This window comes from Streptomyces sp. NPDC001617, assembly GCF_053596855.1.
Genome location: NZ_JBSFHA010000012.1, coordinates 1 through 20471, shown reverse-complemented (window position 1 = coordinate 20471; position 20471 = coordinate 1). Strand labels below are relative to the sequence as shown.

Sequence of the window (20471 nt, the reverse complement as noted above, 5' to 3'; positions counted from 1 at the left end):
GCCCGCCTACGCCGACTCGGCGTTGGTGGGCGGGTGCGTCGGACGCGCCGGGATCTGGGTGGGCAGCGGAGGCAGCCGGGTGCCGTGCACCCATGCCCCGAACACGTCGTCCAGCGACTCCTCCACGAACCGGTTGACGTGGGCCGTGAACGTCGTGGTGGTCACGGCCCCGCCCCGGTGCAGCCCGGCCCAGCCGCGCAGCATGCGGAAGAAGGCCTCGTCGCCCATCGCGCAGCGCAGCGCGTGCAGGGCCAGGCCGCCGCGCTCGTAGAGCCGGTCGTCGAACATCGACTTCCGCCCCGGGTCGGACAGCCGCAGATCCTGCGGCAGCGAGGACAGCAACCGGTGGGCGGAGGCGGCCAGTTGCTGGGCGCTGCGCCCCCCGGACCGCTCCGACCACAGCCACTCGGCGTACTTGGCGAACCCCTCGTTCAGCCAGATGTGCCGCCAGTCCGCGATGGACACGCTGTTGCCGAACCACTGGTGCGCCAGCTCGTGCGCCACCAGCCGCTCCGAACCCCTCGCCCCGTCCACGTGGTTGGCGCCGAACAGCGACAACCCCTGTGCCTCGACGGGGACATCGAGCTCCTCGTCGGTCACGACGACCGCGTACTCGTCGAACGGGTAGGGCCCGAAGATCTCCTGGAACAGGTCCATCATCTGCGGCTGCCGCGCGAAGTCCCGGGAGAACTCCGGCAGTAGATGCGCCGGGATGTGCCCGTGCTGCGGCACCCCGCCCGGTCCCGGGTCGCCCAGCAGCACCGTCTGGTACTTGCCGATCGCCAGACCGACCAGATAGCTCGACGTCGGGGCAGCCTGCTCGTACACCCAGGTCGTCGTGGACGCACGCGTCGTACGCGTCAGCAGCCGCCCGCCCGCCACCACCGCGTACGCCGACGGTGTGGTGATCGAGATCTGGTACGAGGCCTTGTCGGCGGGCCGGTCGTTGCACGGGTACCAGGACGGTGCCCCGATCGGCTGGCTCGCCACCAGCGCCCCGTCCTCCAGCTCCTCCCAGCCGAGCCCGCCCCACGGGCTGCTCACCGGCTTGGGGTTGCCCGACCAGTGGACCTCGACCGTGAAGGCGGCGCCCGGCCGGACCGGCTTGGCCGGGCGGACCCGGAGCTTGCCGCCGCGGTGGGTGTAGTGCGGCTGGCGGCCGTCGACCCGCACCCGGCCGATCTTGAAGTCGGACAGGTTGAGGAAGAACTCGGCGAGCGGCGACCGGCCCGCTATCGCGTTGATGCGGACCGACCCCGCCAGCCGGTTCGGACCCGGGCGGTAGTCGAGCGCGAGCTCATACCGGTGCACCCGGTAACGCGCGTCACCGTGTTCCGGAAAGTACGGATCCGAACCCGCCGCCTGCTGAACCGCCACTGCCGCTTCTGCTCCCTGCGCCCTGAGGCCACTCCGTAGTTCCGTCGGTGCCCCGCTCACCGACACCGAGTGGCCCGCGTTCAGGGCCGCCATGCCTCGATCGGGTTGCCGAGCCAGCGGGTGTCGTCCGGGACGGACTCCGCGGCCATGACGAGCGACGCGGGACCCAGGGTCGTACGGGCCCCGACCGTGCTGCCGGGCAGCACGATCCCGCCAGGGCCCAGCGTGGCGCCCTCACGGAGAACAACAGTATCCGTCCGCAAGATCCGGTCGTGGAAGAGGTGGGTCTGGAGCACGCAGCCGCGGTTCACGGTCGCCGCGTCCTCCAGGGTCACCAGATCGGTCTCCGGGAGCCAGTAGCTCTCGACCCAGACGCCCTTGCCGATGCGGGCGCCGAGGCCCCGCAGCCAGGCCGTCATCACCGGCGTACCCGGCACGGAACCGGCCAGCCAGGGCACGGCGACGACCTCGACGAAGGTGTCGGCGAGCTCGTTGCGCCAGACATAGCCGCTCCACAGCGGGTGCTCACCCGTGTGGTGCCGTCCGACGAGCAGCCACTTCGCGACGATCGAGACCAGCCCGGCCACGCCGCCGGCCGCGAGCAGCACCAGCCCGGACAGCAGCGGAGCCCAGGGCCCGAGCAGGCACAGCAGCGCCACCGTCCCGACCGCCAGCGCGGCCGAGCAGAACACCGGCACGATCCGGCACAGCTCCACCAGCCCACGCGCCCACAGCAGCCGCGCCGGCGGGTCGTACGTCCGGCTCTGGTCGCCCGCGGAGGCGTTCCGCGGCAGCTTCACCGGCGGCAGGCCGAGATACGAGCTGCCCTTCTTGGCCTTCTTCGGCGTCGCCGACAGCACACCCACGAGCCCACCGTCCGGCACGCTCCGCCCCGGCGCGGTCATCCCGGAGTTCCCGAGGAACGCCCGCCGCCCGATCTCCGCGCGCCCGATCCGCATCCAGCCGCCGCCGAGCTCGTACGGCGCGGTCAGCGTGTCGTCGGCCAGGAACGCGCCCTCGCCGACCGTGGTGAGGCTGGGCAGGGCCAGCACGGTGGACACCTCGGCGCCCCGCCCGATCTTCATTCCGAGCAGCCGCAGCCAGACCGGGGTGGCGAGCCCCGCGTACAGCGGGAAAAGGGTCTCGCGCGAGCGGTCCATCAGCTGTGTGACCGTCCAGGCCTGCCAGCCGATCCGGCTGTGCGTCGGGTGCGTGCCCTCGCGCAGGCCCAGGCTCAGCAGGCGCACGGCGACCAGGATCAGCAGCGCGTACGCCGCCCCGAACGCCGGCGTGGCCGGGACGAGGGCGAGCGCGGCACCCCGCAGGGGCGCGGCCGGGTCGACGAGGGCGTGCGCCACGAGGAAGGCCGCCCCGCCCGCGATCAGCGGGAGCGCGGAGAGGGCGAGGCCCGTGAGGCCGTACATCACGCGCCAGTACGTGCCCCGCTGCGGGCGCTCCTTGGGCCAGTTGCGCTTGGCCTTGCCGAGCTTGACGGCGGGCGCGCCGGCCCAGCGCTGGCCGGTCGGGATCTGCCCGGTGACGGCCGAACCGGGGGCCACCTCGGCGCGCTTGCCGACCCGGGCGCCCGGGAAGAGGATGCTGCGGGTGCCGACCGTGGCGTGCGCACCCACCTTGACCTGGCCGATCTCCAGCCGGTCGCCGTCCAGCCACCAGCCGGACAGGTCGACCTCGGACTCCACGGCAGCGCCCCGGCCCAGCTTGAGCAGGCCGGTGACCGGCGGCAGCGAGTGCAGATCGACGTCCTGGCCGACCTTGGCACCCAGCGCACGGGCGTACCGCTCCAGCCAGGAACCGGTCAGCGAGGTCGCCCCGGTGAACTCGGCCAGTCGCTCGGCGGTCCACAGACGCAGGTGGACGCTGCCACCGCGCGCGTACCGGCCGGGCTCGACACCGCGCAGGAGCAGCCGCGCACCGCCGGCGGCGACGGCGAGGCGTCCGGGCGGGCTGAAGAGCAGCACGGCCCCGGCCGCCAGCAGCCACCAGGGGGCCGTCGGCAGCCAGGAGTAGGCGGTCAGGAGGTTCCCGAGCGCGGCCAGCACGATCGTCCAGCGCAGGCCGAGCAGCGTGAACAGCGGGACGAGGAGCAGCAGTTGGATCACCTTGGCGCGGGCCGGCACCGGGGCGATCGTGCGCTGGGCGCCGTCGTCCTGCGCCGACTCCTCCAGATGGCGGGCCAGCTTGCGCAGGGTCGGCTGCTGGTAGATGTCGAGGACGGCGGCGCTCGGGTAGCGGGTGCGCAGCTTCGTCGTCAGCTGGGCGGCGGCCAGGCTGCTGCCGCCGATCGCGAAGAAGTCGTCGCGGGCGCTGCCGACGGGGATGCCCAGGACCTCGCTCCACTGCTCGGCGAGCCAGGCCTCGGTGCCGTAGAGCTGCTCGGCGGGGCCGCCGGTCTCCAGGCCCTCCAGGGGCCACGGGAGGGCGTTGCGGTCCACCTTGCCGCTCGTCCGGGTCGGGAGGTCCTCGACCGGTGCCAGGAGCGGCACGAGGGCGGCGGGCAGCTCGGCGCGCAGCTTCTCGACGGCGGCCGCGTGGTCCCAGCCGTCCTGCGTGACGACGTAGCCGACGAGGAGCTGGTTGCCGCTGCGGGCGGTGCGCACGGCGGCGGCGGCACCGGCGACGCCGGGCAGCGCCTGAAGGGCCGCGTCCACCTCGCCGAGCTCGATCCGCCGCCCGCCGAGCTTGATCTGCTCGTCGGCACGCCCCAGGAAGACCAGTCCCTCGGGCTCGGCCTTGACGAGGTCACCACTGCGGTACGCGCGCTCCCAGCCCAGCGACTCGAGGGGTGCGTACTTCTCCGCGTCCTTCTCGGCGTCGAGATACCGGGCGAGTCCGACGCCACCGATCACCAACTGGCCGCTCTCGCCCATCCGGACGGGCAGGCCGGCCTCGTCCACGACGGCCAGCTCCCAGCCGTCGAGCGGCAGCCCGATCCGGATCGGCTCCTCGCCGGACAAGAGGGAGGCACAGGCGACGACGGTGGCCTCGGTCGGCCCGTAGGTGTTCCAGACCTCGCGGCCCTCGGTCACCAGCCGCTGCACCAGCTCGGGCGGGCAGGCCTCGCCGCCGAAGATCAGCAGGCGGACGTCGTTGAGGGTCTCGGGCTCCCAGAGCGCGGCGAGCGTGGGGACCGTGGAGACCACGGTGATCTCCTGCTCGACCAGCCAGGGGCCCAGGTCGGCCCCGCTGCGGACCTGTGAGCGCGGCACCGGCACCAGACAGGCGCCGTAGCGCCACGCCAGCCACATCTCCTCGCAGGACGCGTCGAAGGCGACCGACAGGCCCGCCATGACCCTGTCACCGGGACCGATGGGGTCGTCGGTGAGGAACAGCGCGGCCTCGGCGTCCACGAACGCGGCGGCGCTGTGGTGGCTGACGGCGACGCCCTTGGGCTTGCCGGTGGAGCCGGAGGTGAAGATGATCCACGCGTCGTGCTCGACGCCGGGGCGGGCGGCGGGGACCTCGGCGCGACCGGTGACGGTCAGCCGGTGCCCGGCGCCGATGACGGCCCGTACGTCGGCCTCGCCGAACACCAGCTCGGCCCGCTCGTCCGGGTCCTCGGCGTCCACGGGGACGTAGGCGGCGCCGGCGGCGAGGACGGCCAGGATGGCGACGTAGAGGTCGTTGGTGCCGGAGGGGACGCGGACCCCCACGCGGTCGCCGAGGCCGACGCCCGCGGCGGCGAGGCTCCTGCGCAGGTGCTCCACCTCGGCGGCCAGGGCCCGGTAGGTGAGACGGACGGTGCCGTCGTCCAGGGCGAGTTCGTCCGGGAACGAGCGGACGGATGCGTCGAAGATGTCGACGAGCGTGCGCGGGGAGGCCGCCTGACCTCCCGAAAAGCGTGCGGTGTCGCCGAACTGTTGGTGGATCTCAGCACTGAGTTCTTCGTCGAGCAGGCCGAGAGCACTGCTCTCGTGTATGGCTGCCATCGGTCCTCGCGTCTCGATCCCGGAAGCCTCCGGGGCGCTGGCGGGCCCGCAGGTCTGCCTGGGGTTGTCCTCCTCCAGCTCCGTAACAAACCGGAAATTTTATACGACGCTAGGTTCCGGTGGGCGGATCGGCCACTCGGGAGGGCCGTCCGGGACTGCGGCGGACCGCCCGCGACCGTTGTGACCTGCGTCTTTCACTCAGAAGAGAGATGGCCCACACCGTCCGTGAAGGCACCGGACGCGGATGGCTTGCTTGCGGCGATCAGCTGTACGAGAAGTGCGTGCAGAAATCAGGCAGTGTTGTCTGTTTCGTGGTTTGGGTGCAACGATGGCAGCGCTCATTATGGCCATCTCGTCGGAGAGGACTGTGGTAGCGGATGCACCCCCGAGCTGAGCAGACCCGTTACGAACTCATCCGTGCCGCCGCGCTGTTGATCAGGTGCACCGGACTCCGGTCCGCCGGGCTGAACGCGATATCCCGTGACGCCGGGGTGAGCCGGGGAGCCCTGAACTTCCACTTCCCCACCAAGGGCGCCCTGGCCGCCTCCGTCTACAGCGAGGCGCACGCCGACGTGATCTCCCTGCTCGACGCCGCCTTCGCCAACCCGTCGACCGAACCGGCGGCCCGCTTCGGCGACGCGCTGTGGCGTGCCGCCCGGGAGGATCCCGTGATCGGGGCGGGTCTGCGGCTGACGGCCGACGGCACCGAGGAGCCGGCCCCGAGACTGCGCGAGGAGGTGCTGGAGGCGCTGCATCAGCGCACCGCCGCATGGCTGCGGGACCGCCCGGACATGGCCGCCGTCGCGGACCTGGTCGTGGTGATCACGGCCGGCCTCGAGTCGCTGAGCCGGGTCAAGGTGCACTGGTGGGACCCGGACAGTTCCTCCCGGGTGTGGGACCTCGTACGGCCGCTGCTCGCTACGGCGGAGTTACCCGAAGGCGCAGAAGCAGACCCGGCACCGCAAGGCCGGGAAGAACCAGCCGCCACATCGCGGACACCCGTTCCAGCAGGTCCCGGCGTTTCGAGTACACATGGGAAACCAGCTGCACACCGGTGAACGAGCCGACGATGAACTCCGTGGTCTCCTCGATGTCGAGCCCGGGCAGCAGTTCCCCCTTCTGCGCCGCCAGTTGGAGCTGGCGGTACACCGCGTCCTCGGCCGCCCGGTAGGGGCGGCTGCCGGGGCTGCGGAACGACGTCTGCTCCACCGTCAGCCGTACGCCCGCCCGCAGTATGGGATCCGCCTGCAGCCTGCGGGCGTACTCGAAGGTCAAGTCGATGAGCGACTGCAGCCCGAGGTCCCGCTCCGGCGCCTTCAGCGCCTCGGACTGGGCGTCCACCAGGGCCACGGCGATGGACTCCTTCGACGGGAAGTGGTGGTACAGCGCTCCCCGGGTCAGACCGCAGCGCGTGATGATGTCCGTCGTGCTGGCACCCTCGTAGCCGAACTCGTCGAAGAGCTCCGCCGCGGCCTCGAGGATCGTCTGCCGGGTTCTGATGGCTCGTTCTTGACGCACCAATTCATGGATCCTCTGCAAAAGAGACAGGTCGGCCTGTAGCGTACGACGCGACCGTTAGCACATGTGTACAGGGGACTGTCTTCGGAGACCACATTCATGCAGAAGGATCTCAAAGCGGACACGTGTACGGCCCAACAGGCAACACAACTTCAACATGAACGTCATACAACGGGGGTGCGGCGTACGCGGGAGCGGCTGACGCGGACCGTTCCCCGAGAGTACACACACCGGGCGGCGGTGGCCGAGGTGTTCCTCACGGACTGGGAGCCAGGACGACCTGACGGTTTCGTGGTGAGCGCGCAGTGGCCCCGCGGACACTCGTTCTTCGCGCCGCGCGCCGGCTGCCAGGACCCGCTGCTCGTCGCCGAGTCCGTCCGCCAGGTGGGCTCGCTCCTCGCGCACGCGGAGTTCGATGTCCCTCTGGGGCATCAGTTCCTGATGCGCAAGCTGTCCTACACCGTCGCGCCCGAGGGTCTGGCCACCGCTCCCGTTCCCACCGAGGTGGAGATGAGGGTGACCTGTCACGATCTGGCCAGGCGCGGTGGCCGATTCACCGGAATGCGCTACCGGACGACCCTCGTGCGCGACGACCGTACGATCGGCTTCGCCGAGGCGGAGTTCAGCTGCCTCACGCCCGAGGTCTACCGGCGGTTGCGCGGACCCAGGCCGACCAGCGCGGCTCCGGTGCGCAGCCGCACGGTCGACCCCGCCTCGGTGGGCCGTGCGCTGCTGTCCGACGTGGTGCTCCTCGAGCCCGAGGGCACCGCACACCGCTGGCAGCTGCACGTGGACACCCTGCACCCGATCCTCTTCGACCATCCGGTCGACCACATACCGGGCATGGTGCTGATGGAGGCCGCCCGCCAGGCGGCCCAGGCCGTCCACACCCTGCCGGTACTCACACCGGCCATGGACAGCACGTTTCTGCGCTACGCCGAACTCGACGCTCCGTGCTGGATCGACGCCGAGGTGGAGGAGTCCACCAAGGAAGGGCCGGCACTCGTCCACGTCACGGCGACACAGAACGACAGCGTCGTGTTCACCGCGCAAGTCACGACATGGCACCTGTGACGCGACGTCACGGCAACCAGCGCCATGAAGCCGCCGGCCTCCTGATCACGGGGGCCGGCGGTTTCGTCGGCAGCCGTGTGGCGCGCCGCGCCGGCCAACTGCCGGACGGGCGGCCCCCGCTGCGGGTGCTGGCCCACCGGCGCACGCTTCCCGAGGCGCGCGGTGCGGTGGAGGTCGTCGCCGGCGATCTGGGCGATCCGGGTTCGCTGCGCGGTCTGTGCGAGGGCGTCGGGACGGTCGTGCACTGTGCCTCGCTCGTGGGCGGCACCGAGGAGGAGTGCGAGGCCGTCAACGTCCGTGGCACCGAAGCGCTGGTCGAGGAGGCGCGGCGGGCGGGGGTGTCGCGCATCGTCTATCTGAGTACCGCTTCCGTCTACGGGCGGGGCACCTTCCGTGACGCGCGGGCGGAGGACCTGGTGCGCAACCCCGGCTCGCCCACCTCCCGCACCCGGGCCGCCGCCGAGGACCTGGTCCTGGCGGCCGGCGGCACGGTACTGCGCCCCCACATCGTCTACGGAACCGGCGACCGCTGGGTCGGGCCCGGGCTCGTCGCCCTGGTCCGTGCGATCGGCGGGAGCATCCGGGGCCGGCCGGCCCCGATGTCCGCCATCGACGTGGACGATCTGGCCCGGGTCGTCCTGGAGGCCGCTCTCGCGCCCGGGGACCGGCTGAAGGCGTCCGTGTACCACGCCAACCATCCGCATCCGACGACCGCCGGTGCCCTCCTGCGCGGTTTCGCCGGGGTGGCCGGACTCCCGCTCGCCGACGGTGCGTTGACGTACGAACAGGCGGCGGAGCGGTTGCGTGCCCTCGGCCGGTCGACCCATCCGCTCGACATGATGGCCACGGACCACTGGTTCGAGAGCGACCGGATCTGGTCGGACCTCGGGGTGGTTGCGGGCGTCGGCTTCGAGGAGGGCCTCGCCCGCCACACCGCCTGGTACCGGTCGACGCTGTGTTTCAAATAAAACAGGCAAGTCTGCCTCCGTATAGCGTCCTCGACGCTATGTCTGGGTAACCGGACCGTGTACTGCGGGTATCTCTTTGTGCCGATTGGTACCCCATTTGGAGGGGGAATGGACGGTTCCGGGTAGCGTCCGCTTGTTCGAAAGTAGAGCGTTGACAAACAGGCAGTACTGTCTGTTAATGTTCCTTCGTCAGTCAGACCTGCCGCGGGCCGCAGGCGGTAATTCCGCCCCCGCATCGAGCGCGCCACCCCTCGCACCTCGTCACCTGACGCCCGGCCGCCGGGCGGGACCGTGAGTCCGGGCGTGGTTTCCTGCCGCCGTCCTCGATCGCTCGACGGTGTGAAAAACAATCCGCGCACACCAGGCGAAACGTCACTGGTGCAGTCGCGTCCACTTCACGATCCAGAAGGGATGATCAGCCATGCCTACGATCACCGTGGGAAGCTCTCGCATCCAGTACCGAGTCGCCGGCTCCGGTCCGGCCCTGATGCTGGTCCACGGCGTCGGCAAGGGCGGCGAGGCGGCCTTCGGGCACCTGGTCGACCGGTTCGCGCAGCGCAACACGGTCATCCTGCCCGACCTGTCCGGCAGTGAGGCGGCCGAGGACGACGGCGGCGCCCTGACCATGGAGCAGCTGGCCGACGAGGCCGGCGCCGTGATCGAGCACGCCGGGCTCGGCCCGGTCGACCTGGTGGGCTTCTCGCTCGGCGGGTCGGTCGTGGCGGCCACGGCGGCCCTCCACCCGGACAAGGTCCGGCGGGTGATTCCCGTGGGCGGCCTCGTGCAGACGGACCGCTACATGGAGAACCTGATCGGTCTGACGCTGAGCCAGAAGCACGACCCCGTGGCCTTCGGCCGGGTGCTGACCACCACCGCGTTCAGCCCGAGGTACATCAACAGCCTCGACAGCCTGGAGGAGATCGACGCGATGGGTGCGCACCTGAGCCCGTCGACGGGACGCATCCGGCAGCTCGAGCTGCTGGTACACACCGATATCCGGGATCTCGTCGGAAAGATCCAGGCGGAGACCCTGGTCATCGGCTGCAACCCGGACGCGGCCGTGCCGACGCAGCACTCCCGTGACCTGCACGCCGGGATCCCGAACGCGTCGTACGTCGAGTTCGACAGCGGTCACATGGTGCTCGTCGAGCAGCCCGACGAGTTCGTGCGCGTGATCAACGAGTTCATCCACAAGCCCTGACCCACGGTCATGTCCCCTGCCGGATGGCGTGCGTGGACGCGGCCCTGTCGGCAGGCCCGCTCCTGGGCCGCGCCCGTGCCCACCGGCAACCCCGCACGTCCGGTTCACAAGAGATCAGGAGGAGCAGTGGTGAAGATACTGCTGGCGGTCAGCAGCCATGACGTTCTGGGAGACACGGGAAACAGGACGGGCTACAGCGTTTCGGAAGCGGCCCATCCGTACCACGTCTTCGTGTCCGCGGGCCACGAGGTGGACTTCGTCTCGGTACGCGGTGGCGAGCCGCCGGCCGTGGTCTTCGACGGGGAGGAGGACGACCCGGAGATCGTGGCCTTCCTCGCCGACGAGACCGTCCGGGCCAAGCTCGCGGCGACCCGGCCCGCCTCCCAGGTCCGAGCGGACGAGTACGCGGCGATCTTCTACGTCGGCGGACACGGCGCGATGTGGGACTTCCCCGGGTCCCCGGACCTCGCCCGGCTCGCGGTCGGGATCTACGAGCGCGGAGGCGTGGTCTCCGCCGTGTGCCACGGTCCCGCGGCGCTCGTCGACCTCCGTCTGTCGGACGGTTCCCTCCTCGTGGAGGGGAAGCGCGTCGCCTCCTTCACCAACGAGGAGGAGCAGACCCTGGGTCTCGTCGACGTCATGCCCTTCCTTCTGGAGGACCGCCTCAAGGAGCGCGGCGCCCTCCACACCAAGGCGCCGAACTACGTCGCGCACACCGAGAGCGACCACCGTGTGCTGACCGGCCAGAACCCCGCGTCGGCCGCACCCCTCGCCGAACTCGTCGTGGCCGAACTCAAGAACGCGGCAGGCACCCTGCCTCGCTGACCGTTTCGCACGCTGCCCCGTTTCCGGAAAGGGAGAGCACGATGCAGAACTTGATCCAAGTCGCGGGAATCATCGACCAGGCCGAAGCGGACATGATCATCGAGGAGGGGGCGGACTGGCTCGGGTTCGCGCTGCGGCTGCCCGCGAAGAACGAGGACCTCTCCGAGGCGGACGCGGCCGCCATCGTCAAGGCGATCCAGCCGAAGAACAAGGGCGTCATCATCACCTATCTGACCGACGCCGACGAGATCCGGACCTTCTGCGCCGACCTGGGCGTCGGCGCCATCCAACTGCACGGCGACGTGGCGCCCGCGGAACTGCGCCGGCTGCGGACCCTCGCCCCGGACCTCTTCCTCCTCAAGAGCCTGGTGGTGAAGGCGGACAACATCGACGAGCTGGCCAAGACGGTCGACGACGCGGCCGAGTTCGTCGACATGTTCATCACCGACAGCTTCAACCCTGCGACCGGCGCCAAGGGCGCCACCGGCCTGGTGCACGACTGGGACATCAGCGCCGAGCTGGCGCGGATGTCGCCTCGGCCGCTGATGCTGGCGGGCGGCCTGAACCCGCACAACGTCGCGGAGGCCATCGAGAAGGTCCGTCCGGCGGCCGTGGACGCGCACACCGGCCTGGAGGACGCGACCGGCCGCAAGGACCGGCTCAAGGTCCGTACGTTCGTCGCGGAGGCGCGCAGGGCCTTCGACCGGATCGCCGGCGAGGTCGAATAGAGGTGACGGGAATGGCCACCGAGGCGACCGCGCTCCAGGACACGGTGCACCTTCTGCCGCAGACCAAGCAGTTGCGCGCACTGCACAGCGTCATCCGTGACCGGCACGCCGAGCGGAGGGACTTCGTCCCCCACGCGGGCCGGATCATACGCCAGTTGATCGAAGCGGGCCTGGAACTGCTGCCGTTCGAGCCGTACGAGGTGCAGACCCCCGTCGGCAGGACCTATCACGGCCTGCGCCTGGCCCCCGAGATCTGCGGGGTGTCCATCGTGCGCGCGGGGGACAGCATGGAGACGGAGCTACGCGCGATGATGCCGGAGGTCCGGCTCGGCAAGATCCTCATCCAGCGCGACAAGGTGACGAAGCTGCCGCGCCTGTACTACTCGGCACTGCCGGCGGACATCGCACGCCGTCATGTGCTGCTGCTCGATCCGATGCTCGCCACCGGCGGCACCGCGCTGGCCGCGATCGAGGTTCTGCGCGAGCGGGGCGTGCCCGAGGAGCACATCGTGTTCGTCAACCTGCTCTCGTCGCCCGAGGGGATCAAGGCCGTCCACGAACGCTGCCCACGCGTGCGGATGGTGACGTCGTCCATCGAGGAACGGCTGGACGAGAACGCCTACATGCAGCCGGGCATCGGCGACTTCGGCGACCGGTACTTCGGGACGGACCTGCCGGCCTGAGCGCGACCGGTCCGTCGCCGTGCGGGTGACCGGCGCCCCGCGTCCGTGTCCCACCCGGCTGTACGCACTCATCCAAGGAGCACACCATGACCACCGCGGGTGCCGACGGCGTCACCAAAGCAGCCGTCATCTACTACTCCGGAACCGGCAACGTCCACAAGCTCGCCACGGCCGCCGCCGAGGCGGCCGAGAAGGCCGGTGCGCGGACCCGGCTGCGCCGGATACCCGAGTACGTCAACGAGTCCCTGGCGCCCGAATTCGCCGAGTGGACCGAGGCCTGGGCGGAGAACGCCGAAGCGATCAAGGACGTACCGACCGCCGCCGTCGACGACCTCGACTGGGCGGACGCGATCCTGCTGGGCGGCCCGGGGCGGTTCGGCCTCATTCCCGCGCCGCTCAAGCACTTCATCGATCAGGCGTGGCCGCTGAACGCGCGGCGCGGACTGGTCAACAAGGTCATGTCGTCGTTCACCTCGACCGGCGCCCCGCACGGCGGTCAGGAGAGCACGATCCTGTCGCTGAACAACGTCTTCTACCACTGGGGCGGAATCATCGTGCCGCCCGGCGTCACCGACGACATCGTGATGGCGCCGAGCAACGGCAACCCCTACGGGGTCAGCTCGGTCTCCGGCCGGCAGGCGATCCCGGGGCGGCTCGCGGAGAACGTCACCGAGGACAACCTGGCCGCGATCGCCCACCAGACCCGGCGCGTCGTCGAGATCGCCTCGGCACTGCGACTCGGATTCGCGGCTGGTTTATGAGGACGCCCAGGGTCGCGGCCGTCCCCGCGGGGCCGGCCTCCTGCCACTCATTCGATGGGGGAATGAAAGATGCCAGACAACGGATCCAGGCCGGAGCCTTCTGAGAACACGACCCTTCCCGATCTGCTCCGTGCGCAGGCGGCCCGCCGGCCGGACGACACGGCGGTCGTGTACGGCGAGGACCGTCTGACCTACCGCGAACTGGTCCGCGGAAGCGGACGGTTGGCAGGCTGCCTGCACCGTCTCGGCGTGGGCGTCGACGACCGCGTCGGTCTGTTCGTGGAGCCGTCGCTGGACCTGATGACGGGTGCCTGGGGAATCCTGTTCGCGGGCGGCGCCTATCTGCCGCTGTCGCCGGAGTACCCCGAGGAACGCCTGCGTTACATGATCGAGGACTCCGCCACCCAGGTCATCCTGACCCAGGCGGACCTCGTGGACCGGCTTTCCGCGCTGGCACCCGAGGGCACGGCGATCGTCACGCTGGAGGACGCAGAGGGCTGTGGCCCGGCGCCCACCCGGCCGGCCGCGGAGAACCTGGCGTACGTCATCTACACCTCCGGCAGCACCGGCAGGCCGAAGGGCGTGATGATCGAACACCGCAGCATCGTCAGCCAGATGCGCTGGCTCGCGGCGACCTACGGGCTGGACCACGACAAGACCGTGCTGCAGAAGACGCCCATGAGCTTCGACGCGGCCCAGTGGGAGATCCTCGCGTCGGCCTGCGGTGCCGTGGTCGTGATGGGCAGCCCCGGCATCCACCGGGACGCCGAGCGGCTGATCCACACCATCAGGACCCATGACGTCACCACGCTGCAGTGCGTTCCGACCCTGCTGCAGGCGCTGCTGGACACCTGCGAACTGCCCACCTGCACCTCGCTCACACAGATCTTCACCGGCGGCGAGGCGCTGACCAAGTCGCTCGCCCGGGAGTGCCTCGACACCATGCCGCGGTGCGAGCTGGTCAATCTGTACGGGCCGACCGAGTGCACGATCAACTCGTCGGCGTTCACGGTGGACCGGGTCGGCGTCGGTGAGGGACCGAACTCCCTCTCCATCGGTGCCCCCGTGCACGGCACCACGTACCACATCCTCGATGCCCGGGGATCCGAGGTGGCCGTCGGTGAGGTCGGTGAGCTGTACATCGGCGGGATCCAGCTGGCGCGCGGCTATCTGCATCGTCCCGAGCTGACCGAGCAGCGGTTCGTGCACAACCCGCTCGGTGACGGCAGGTTGTTCCGCACCGGCGATCTGGCCTACTGGAATGCCGACGGCACCGTCCAGTTCGTCGGCCGGGCGGACAACCAGGTGAAGCTGCGCGGCTTCCGCGTCGAGTTGGACGAGATCAAGCTGGCGATCGAGACCCACCACTGGGTCAAGCACGCCGCGGTGATCGTGAAGGAGGATCCGCGTACCGGCTTCCAGAACCTGATCGCCTGCGTGGAGCTGAATCCCAAGGAAGCGGCCCTGATGGACCAGGGCAGCCACGGCGCGCATCACCAGTCAAAGGAGAGCAAGCTCCAGGTCAGGGCGCAGCTGTCGAACGGCGGCGTCCGGGACGCCGCGCGGCTGAGCGGCCGGCGGGTGGTCGACCTGCCGGGCAGAACGGCCACCCAGGCACAGCGCCGACAGGCGTTCGCGCGCAAGACCTACCGCTTCTACGAGGGCGGGCAGGTGACCAAGGACGACATCCTCCGGCTGCTCGAACGCCGGGTCACCGGCGGACGGCCGCGCGCCCTGTCCGCGGTCGGCCCCACCGAACTCGGCGAGATCCTGCGGTACTTCGGACAGCACCAGAGCGAGGAACGGCTGCTGCCCAAGTACGGTTACGCGTCGCCCGGATCGCTCTACGCCACCCAGCTCTACCCGGAGATCGCGGGGATCGGCGACCTGCCCTCGGGGATCTACTACTACCACCCGGTCGACCACCGGCTGGTGTTGATCACCGAAACACAGGGCGCCGCCGAACCGAGCGTGAAGCTGCACTTCCTCGGCAGGAAGCGGGCCATCGAACCGGTCTACAAGAACAACATCCGGGAAGTGCTGGAGATCGAGACCGGCCACATGGTCGGCCTGTTCGAGGAGATCCTGCCGCCGTACGGTCTCGACATCGTCGGCCTGGACTTCGCACCGGGCACGAAGGACCGCCTGGACGTCGCCGAGGAGGACTACTACCTCGGCACGTTCGGACTGGTCCCGTACGCCGGGCCGCGGCCCGAGGACTCGCTCGACCTCTACGTCCAGGCCCACCCCGGCAAGGTCGACGGCCTGCCGGCCGACCTGTACGCCTACGCGGACGGACGACTGGAGCGGATCTCCTCCGAACTCGTCCTGCGCAAGGAGGTCATCGCCATCAACCAGGCGGTGTACGACCGGGCGAGCCTGGGCATCTCGGTGGTCAGCCGAGCCGGCCAGGACTGGCGGCGGTACATCGATCTCGGCCGCGCGCTGCAGCACCTGTCGATGAACGATGTCGGCCTCGGGTTCATGTCGTCCGGGTACAGCTCGAAGAGCGGCGACGACCTGCCGTCGGCCCGGAAGATCGACGGCATCCTGCGCGCCCTCGGCCGGGACACCGGGCCGTCGTACTTCTTCGTGGGCGGCCGGGTGAGCGAGGAACAGCGGCTGCACGAGGGCATGAGGGAAGACGTCGTCCACATGCGGGGCCCGGCGGAGATGATCCGGGAGGACCTGGTCAACTTCCTGCCGGACTACATGATCCCGAACAAGGTTGTGGTGCTGGACGAACTGCCGACCACCGCCAACGGCAAGATCGACGTCAAGGCACTCGCCGCCTCCGAGAAGACCGACGCGGGCACCGACGACCGGCCCTTCGTCGCACCCCGCACCACCGTCGAACGCCGGATCGCCCAGCTGTGGAAGGTGGCGATGAAGCGGGAGACCGTGTCGGTGCAGGAGGACTTCTTCGCCTCCGGTGGCAACTCGCTGATAGCGGTCGGGCTGATCAACAAGATCAACCGGGAGCTCGGGGCGGCACTGCCGCTCCAGGTGCTGTTCGAGTCCCCGACGATCGAGGCGCTCGCCCGGCGGGTGCAGGGCGGGGACGAGGTGCGTTCCTCCAGGCTGGTCCCGTTGCAGCCCGAGGGGCCGGGAAAGCCGGTCTACTGCTGGCCCGGCCTGGGCGGCTACACCATGAACCTGCGACAGCTGGCCGCGAGGATGGGCACCGACCGGCCCTTCTACGGGGTGCAGGCGCACGGCATCAACGTGGACGAGGAACCGCATCTGACGATCAGGCAGATGGCGGCCGACGACGTCGAGATCATCAGGCGGCTGCAGCCGGAAGGCCCCTACACCCTGTGGGGGTACTCCTTCGGGGCACGTGTCGCCTTCGAGACCGCGTACCAGCTGGAGCGGCTGGGGGAGAAGGTCGAGCACGTGGTCCTGATCGCCCCCGGATCGCCCAAGGTCCGTTCGACGTGCGGTCTGGAACGCAACGCCACCTACGCCAACAAGGCCTACGTGAAGATCCTGTTCTCGGTCTTCGCCGGCACGACCAGCGGTCCCCTGGTGGACGAATGCCTTGCCGTGGCCGAGGACGACAAGAGTTTCGCCGCTTTCGTCAGCACGCGTTTCCCGGGTCTCGACATCGACCTGGTGCTGCGGATCATCCAGGTGGTGGGGACGACGTTCGAGTTCAGTTACACCTTCCGTGAGCTGACCGAGCGACAGATCAGCGCACCCATCACGATTCTCAAGGCGCAGGGCGACGACTACTCGTTCCTGGACGGCGTCGACGGCTACGCGGCCTCGCCGCCGACCATGGTCGACCTCCGGGCCGACCACTACTCGATCCTCAAAGATCCCGACGTCGAGGAGCTGGCGACGGCCATCCGACGGCGTCTGGGCCTCCAGAAGGAGACCGTCATGCCGCACGTCAACATCAAGCACTTCCCGGTGCCGCTCAGCGACGAGCAGCAGTACCGGCTCGTCTCTGCCGTGACCGAAGCGGTGACCACGGCCTTCGGCTGCGACGAGGGCGTGGTGTCGATAGCGATCGAGCCGATCGACAAGGACCGCTGGAACGAACAGGTCTACATACCGGAGATAGTGAACCGTCGGCACATACTCAGCAAGGTGCCGAACTACGGCCCGGACGCCGGCTGAGCCGATGACCATGAATTCCCCACGACACCGGCAGATCCCCGTCGAGTTCAGTGCCGAGGTGCGCGACGCGCTCCACGAGCGGCGCCCCGTGGTGGCACTGGAGTCCAACGTCATCACCCATGGCCTGCCCTATCCGGACAACGCCGCGACCGCCCGGAAGGTGGAGGAGGCGGTCCGGGCCGGCGGTTCGGTCCCGGCCACGATCGCCGTCGAGAACGGCCGGATCGTGGTCGGCATGACCGACGCCGACATCGACCGGTTCGCCTCCACGCCCGGCATCCCCAAGGTCAGCAGCAGGGACATGCCGGTCGTCCTGGCCCAGGGTCGGATGGGCGCGTTGACCGTCGCCTCGTCCCTCGTGGCGGCCGAGCTGGCGGGCATCCCGTTCTTCTCCTCGGCCGGGATCGGCGGGGTGCACCGGGGTGCGGAGAGGACCATGGACGTGTCCTCCGACCTCATGCAGTTCACCCGGTCCAAGGTCGCGGTGGTCTGCGCGGGCGCGAAGAAGATCCTCGACCTCGGCCTGACGCTGGAGTACCTGGAGACCCAGTGCGTGCCGGTGGTGTCGTACCGCTCCGACGACTTCCCGGCCTTCTACTGCGTCTCCAGCGGGCTGCGCAGTCCGCTGCGTCTGGACGACGACGAGGTGATCGCCCGGTCGATCGAGAACCACTGGGCGCTGGGCAACAACAGCGCCTTCCTGATCACCACGCCGGTCCGGCCGGAGGACGCCATCGACGGCGACGAGGTCGACGCCGCCCTGACCGAGGCCATGCGCGCGGCCGAGCGGGACGGTGTGCGGGGACAGGCGATCACGAAGTACCTGATGCGGGCGGTGGACCGGGCCACGGAAGGCCGCTCGTCCAGGGCCAACATGGCCGTGCTCGTCAGCACGGCCGAGGTCGGCGGCAGGCTCGCCGCGGCGCACGCCCAGTACCGGAAGGGCGTGCACGGCTGATGGGCGCCGAGAACATCAAGCTGTTCGCCGGGCGCAGCCATCCCGAGCTGGCCGAGGAGGTGGCCAAGCATGTGGACGTGGCGCTGACACCGCAGTCGGTGTACGACTTCGCCAACGGCGAGATCTTCGTCCGGTTCGAGGAGTCGGTGCGCGGCAGCGACGCCTTCGTCCTGCAGAGCCACTGCGCGCCGATCAACCAGTGGATCATGGAACAGTTGATCATGGTGGACGCGCTGAAACGCGCGAGCGCCCGGCGGATCACGGCGATCATGCCCTTCTACGGCTACTCCCGGCAGGACAAGAAGCACCGCGGCCGGGAGCCGATCTCCGCCCGGCTCATGGCCGACCTGGTCAGAACGGCGGGCGCGGACAGGATCATGACCGTCGACCTGCACACCGCCCAGATCCAGGGCTTCTTCGACGGCCCGGTCGACCATCTGCTCGCGCAGAACCTGCTGGCCTCGTACGTCGGCGACAAGTACGGCGGCGCCTCCGTCACGGTGGTCTCCCCGGATGCCGGGCGGACCAGGCTGGCCGAGAAGTGGGCCGACCATCTGGGCGGCCGGCCGATCGCGTTCGTGCACAAGACCCGCGACCCCGACCGGCCCAACCAGACCGTGGCGAACCGCGTCGTCGGCAAGGTGACCGGTCAGCTGTGCGTCCTCATCGACGACATGATCGACACCGGCGGCACGATCGCCAAGGCCACCGAGATCCTGCTGGCCGAGGGAGCCGCCGACGTCGTCATCGCCGCCACCCACGGAGTGCTGTCCGACCCGGCCGTCGAGCGGTTGTCGAGCTGCGGGGCATGCGAGGTGGTCGTCACCAACACGCTGCCGATCCCGGAGGCCGAGCGCTTTCCGGAACTGACGGTGCTCTCCATCGCCCCCCTGCTGGCCAGGGCGATCCGCGAGGTCTGCGCGGACGGCTCGGTGACCAGTCTCTTCGACGGACACGCATAGCCGACAGGCCGGCCCGTAATCCCACTACCCGAGAGGTCTCCCGGAACATGACATCACAGCAGCAGAACGGCGTCGGTACGGTCGACGGATACCGGCCGCTGATCCCGGAGGAGCAGGTCGAAACGGTTCTGGAACTGCGCAAGATCCTGTCCGGGGGAGGCGCCCCGGACGAAGCCGCGACGACCGTTCCCTTCCTCGGTCTGACCCTGACGGTTCCCGCACAGGTCATGACTCCCTGCCCGGTGTCCCCGATACTCGGCGGAGCGATCTTCGCCGAGGTCGAGGAAGGCGACCGGGTCCTGGACATGGGCACCGGCAGCGGATCCCTCGCGATCATCGCCGCCGCCAAGGCGTCCGAGGTCCTCGCCGTCGACATCAATCCGCACGCCGTGGAGGCCGTACGCGCCAACGCCGAGCGGAACGGTGTCGCCGACCGGGTCGAGGCGCGCCTCAGCGATGTCTTCGGCTCGGTCGAGGGCACGTTCGACCTGATCGTCTTCAACCCGCCGTTCCAGTGGTTCGCGGCCCGCGACGTGGCCGACTCCGCCACCACGGACGAGAGTTACGGCGCCCTGACCAGGTTCTTCCGCCAGGCCAGGGAGCACCTCGCGGACGGCGGACGCATGATGATCTTCTTCAGCACGATGGGGGACGTCGACTACCTCCAGAAGCTCATCGAGGACGAGGGGTTCCGGCACGACGTCGTGTTCCGGACCACCCGGCCGGTCGCCGACGTGCCGGTGGAGTTCTCCTGCCACCGCCTGTCGTGACCGCGGGCTGAGCTCGGTGGTGGCTTCTTCGCCGGCTCCCGGAGTCGGTGAAGAAGCCACCACCGGCGGCCATGGGGCACCGCACATCCGTAGGTTCCGCCCACCGGCTCGGTGGCCGTACAACAGGAGGAAGCCGCCCTTGTCCCGTCGTCTGTTCACCTCGGAGTCCGTGACCGAGGGACACCCTGACAAGATCGCCGACCAGATCAGCGACACCATCCTCGACGCGCTGCTGCGGGAGGACCCGACGTCCCGGGTCGCCGTCGAAACGCTGATCACGACCGGTCAGGTGCATCTGGCCGGCGAAGTCACCACCAAGGCCCACCCACCCGTCGTCCGGCTGGTGCGCGAGAAGATCCTGGAGATCGGTTACGACTCCTCGGCCAAGGGCTTCGACGGCGCCTCCTGCGGGGTGTCGGTGTCCATCGGCGCGCAGTCCCCGGACATCGCCCGGGGCGTGGACACCGGCGGTGCGGGTGACCAGGGCCTGATGTTCGGCTACGCGACCGACGAGACGCCGACCCTCATGCCGCTGCCGATCTTCCTGGCGCACCGTCTGGCGAAGCGCCTCTCC

15 protein-coding genes and 1 pseudogene are annotated in these 20471 nt (G+C 69.8%); 13 read left to right on the top strand and 3 right to left on the bottom strand.

The window, feature by feature from the left end:
* Window positions 1–6: 6 nt before the first annotated feature.
* Together ACWC09_RS11955 and ACWC09_RS11950 are read right to left on the bottom strand one after the other, a co-directional pair.
* Window positions 7–1377, bottom strand: a complete 1371-nt coding sequence (locus ACWC09_RS11955) for a M1 family metallopeptidase (RefSeq protein WP_450850383.1) — start codon at window positions 1375–1377, stop codon at window positions 7–9.
* 80 nt (window positions 1378–1457) lie between these two features.
* Window positions 1458–5324, bottom strand: coding sequence for a Pls/PosA family non-ribosomal peptide synthetase (locus ACWC09_RS11950; protein ID WP_450850382.1), 3867 nt, complete (start codon window positions 5322–5324; stop codon window positions 1458–1460).
* Between the two features lie 377 nt (window positions 5325–5701).
* Between ACWC09_RS11950 and ACWC09_RS11945 the strand changes: the two are divergent.
* Window positions 5702–5860: pseudogene (locus ACWC09_RS11945) on the top strand (TetR family transcriptional regulator); the annotation flags it as partial.
* Window positions 5861–6242: 382 nt separating this feature from the next.
* On the opposite strand, the gene ACWC09_RS11940 reads toward ACWC09_RS11945, so the two are convergent.
* Window positions 6243–6842, bottom strand: coding sequence for a ScbR family autoregulator-binding transcription factor (locus ACWC09_RS11940; RefSeq protein ID WP_450850381.1), 600 nt, complete (start codon window positions 6840–6842; stop codon window positions 6243–6245).
* A gap of 99 nt (window positions 6843–6941) precedes the next feature.
* Between ACWC09_RS11940 and ACWC09_RS11935 the strand changes: the two genes are divergently transcribed.
* From ACWC09_RS11935 to ACWC09_RS11880, 12 genes are all read left to right on the top strand, one after another.
* Window positions 6942–7916, top strand: coding sequence for a ScbA/BarX family gamma-butyrolactone biosynthesis protein (locus ACWC09_RS11935; RefSeq protein WP_450850380.1), 975 nt, complete (start codon window positions 6942–6944; stop codon window positions 7914–7916).
* Window positions 7913–8884 carry an NAD-dependent epimerase/dehydratase family protein gene (locus ACWC09_RS11930; RefSeq protein ID WP_450850379.1) on the top strand — a complete coding sequence of 324 codons (972 nt, stop codon included), beginning with the start codon at window positions 7913–7915 and terminating at the stop codon, window positions 8882–8884. Before ACWC09_RS11935 ends, ACWC09_RS11930 begins: the two co-directional genes overlap by 4 nt.
* Before the next feature lie 421 nt (window positions 8885–9305).
* Window positions 9306–10085, top strand: a complete 780-nt coding sequence (locus tag ACWC09_RS11925) for an alpha/beta fold hydrolase (RefSeq protein ID WP_450850378.1) — start codon at window positions 9306–9308, stop codon at window positions 10083–10085.
* A gap of 129 nt (window positions 10086–10214) precedes the next feature.
* Window positions 10215–10910 carry a type 1 glutamine amidotransferase domain-containing protein gene (locus ACWC09_RS11920; RefSeq protein ID WP_450850377.1) on the top strand — a complete coding sequence of 232 codons (696 nt, stop codon included), beginning with the start codon at window positions 10215–10217 and terminating at the stop codon, window positions 10908–10910.
* A gap of 41 nt (window positions 10911–10951) precedes the next feature.
* Complete coding sequence (locus ACWC09_RS11915; protein WP_450850376.1) at window positions 10952–11638, top strand: phosphoribosylanthranilate isomerase; 687 nt, start codon at window positions 10952–10954, stop codon at window positions 11636–11638.
* Between the two features lie 11 nt (window positions 11639–11649).
* Window positions 11650–12321, top strand: a complete 672-nt coding sequence (gene upp / locus ACWC09_RS11910; RefSeq protein ID WP_450850375.1) for a uracil phosphoribosyltransferase — start codon at window positions 11650–11652, stop codon at window positions 12319–12321.
* An 86-nt stretch (window positions 12322–12407) separates the two neighbouring features.
* Window positions 12408–13082, top strand: coding sequence for an NAD(P)H-dependent oxidoreductase (locus ACWC09_RS11905; RefSeq protein ID WP_450850374.1), 675 nt, complete (start codon window positions 12408–12410; stop codon window positions 13080–13082).
* 69 nt (window positions 13083–13151) lie between these two features.
* Window positions 13152–17207 (top strand): amino acid adenylation domain-containing protein, encoded by a 4056-nt coding sequence (locus ACWC09_RS11900; protein WP_450850373.1) that lies wholly within the window; start codon window positions 13152–13154, stop codon window positions 17205–17207.
* Between the two features lie 10 nt (window positions 17208–17217).
* Complete coding sequence (locus ACWC09_RS11895) at window positions 17218–18165, top strand: pseudouridine-5'-phosphate glycosidase (RefSeq protein ID WP_450850372.1); 948 nt, start codon at window positions 17218–17220, stop codon at window positions 18163–18165.
* Window positions 18165–19127, top strand: a complete 963-nt coding sequence (locus ACWC09_RS11890; RefSeq protein ID WP_450850371.1) for a ribose-phosphate diphosphokinase — start codon at window positions 18165–18167, stop codon at window positions 19125–19127. The genes ACWC09_RS11895 and ACWC09_RS11890 overlap by 1 nt, the downstream gene beginning before the upstream one ends.
* Window positions 19128–19174: 47 nt before the next feature.
* Complete coding sequence (locus ACWC09_RS11885) at window positions 19175–19897, top strand: methyltransferase (protein ID WP_450850370.1); 723 nt, start codon at window positions 19175–19177, stop codon at window positions 19895–19897.
* A gap of 139 nt (window positions 19898–20036) precedes the next feature.
* Window positions 20037–20471: S-adenosylmethionine synthetase N-terminal domain-containing protein (locus ACWC09_RS11880; protein WP_450850369.1), on the top strand; the 435-nt coding region annotated here is incomplete at its 3' end.

What these genes read in the sequence shown, in the direction of transcription:
- ACWC09_RS11950 (WP_450850382.1), bottom strand. Translation starts at nt 5,324, where the DNA reads ATGGCAGCCATACACGAGAGCAGTGCTCTCGGCCTGCTCGACGAAGAA.
- ACWC09_RS11935 (WP_450850380.1), top strand. Translation starts at nt 6,942, where the DNA reads ATGCAGAAGGATCTCAAAGCGGACACGTGTACGGCCCAACAGGCAACA.
- ACWC09_RS11925 (WP_450850378.1), top strand. Translation starts at nt 9,306, where the DNA reads ATGCCTACGATCACCGTGGGAAGCTCTCGCATCCAGTACCGAGTCGCC.
- ACWC09_RS11915 (WP_450850376.1), top strand. Translation starts at nt 10,952, where the DNA reads ATGCAGAACTTGATCCAAGTCGCGGGAATCATCGACCAGGCCGAAGCG.
- upp (WP_450850375.1), top strand. Translation starts at nt 11,650, where the DNA reads ATGGCCACCGAGGCGACCGCGCTCCAGGACACGGTGCACCTTCTGCCG.
- ACWC09_RS11905 (WP_450850374.1), top strand. Translation starts at nt 12,408, where the DNA reads ATGACCACCGCGGGTGCCGACGGCGTCACCAAAGCAGCCGTCATCTAC.
- ACWC09_RS11900 (WP_450850373.1), top strand. Translation starts at nt 13,152, where the DNA reads ATGCCAGACAACGGATCCAGGCCGGAGCCTTCTGAGAACACGACCCTT.
- ACWC09_RS11895 (WP_450850372.1), top strand. Translation starts at nt 17,218, where the DNA reads ATGAATTCCCCACGACACCGGCAGATCCCCGTCGAGTTCAGTGCCGAG.
- ACWC09_RS11890 (WP_450850371.1), top strand. Translation starts at nt 18,165, where the DNA reads ATGGGCGCCGAGAACATCAAGCTGTTCGCCGGGCGCAGCCATCCCGAG.
- ACWC09_RS11885 (WP_450850370.1), top strand. Translation starts at nt 19,175, where the DNA reads ATGACATCACAGCAGCAGAACGGCGTCGGTACGGTCGACGGATACCGG.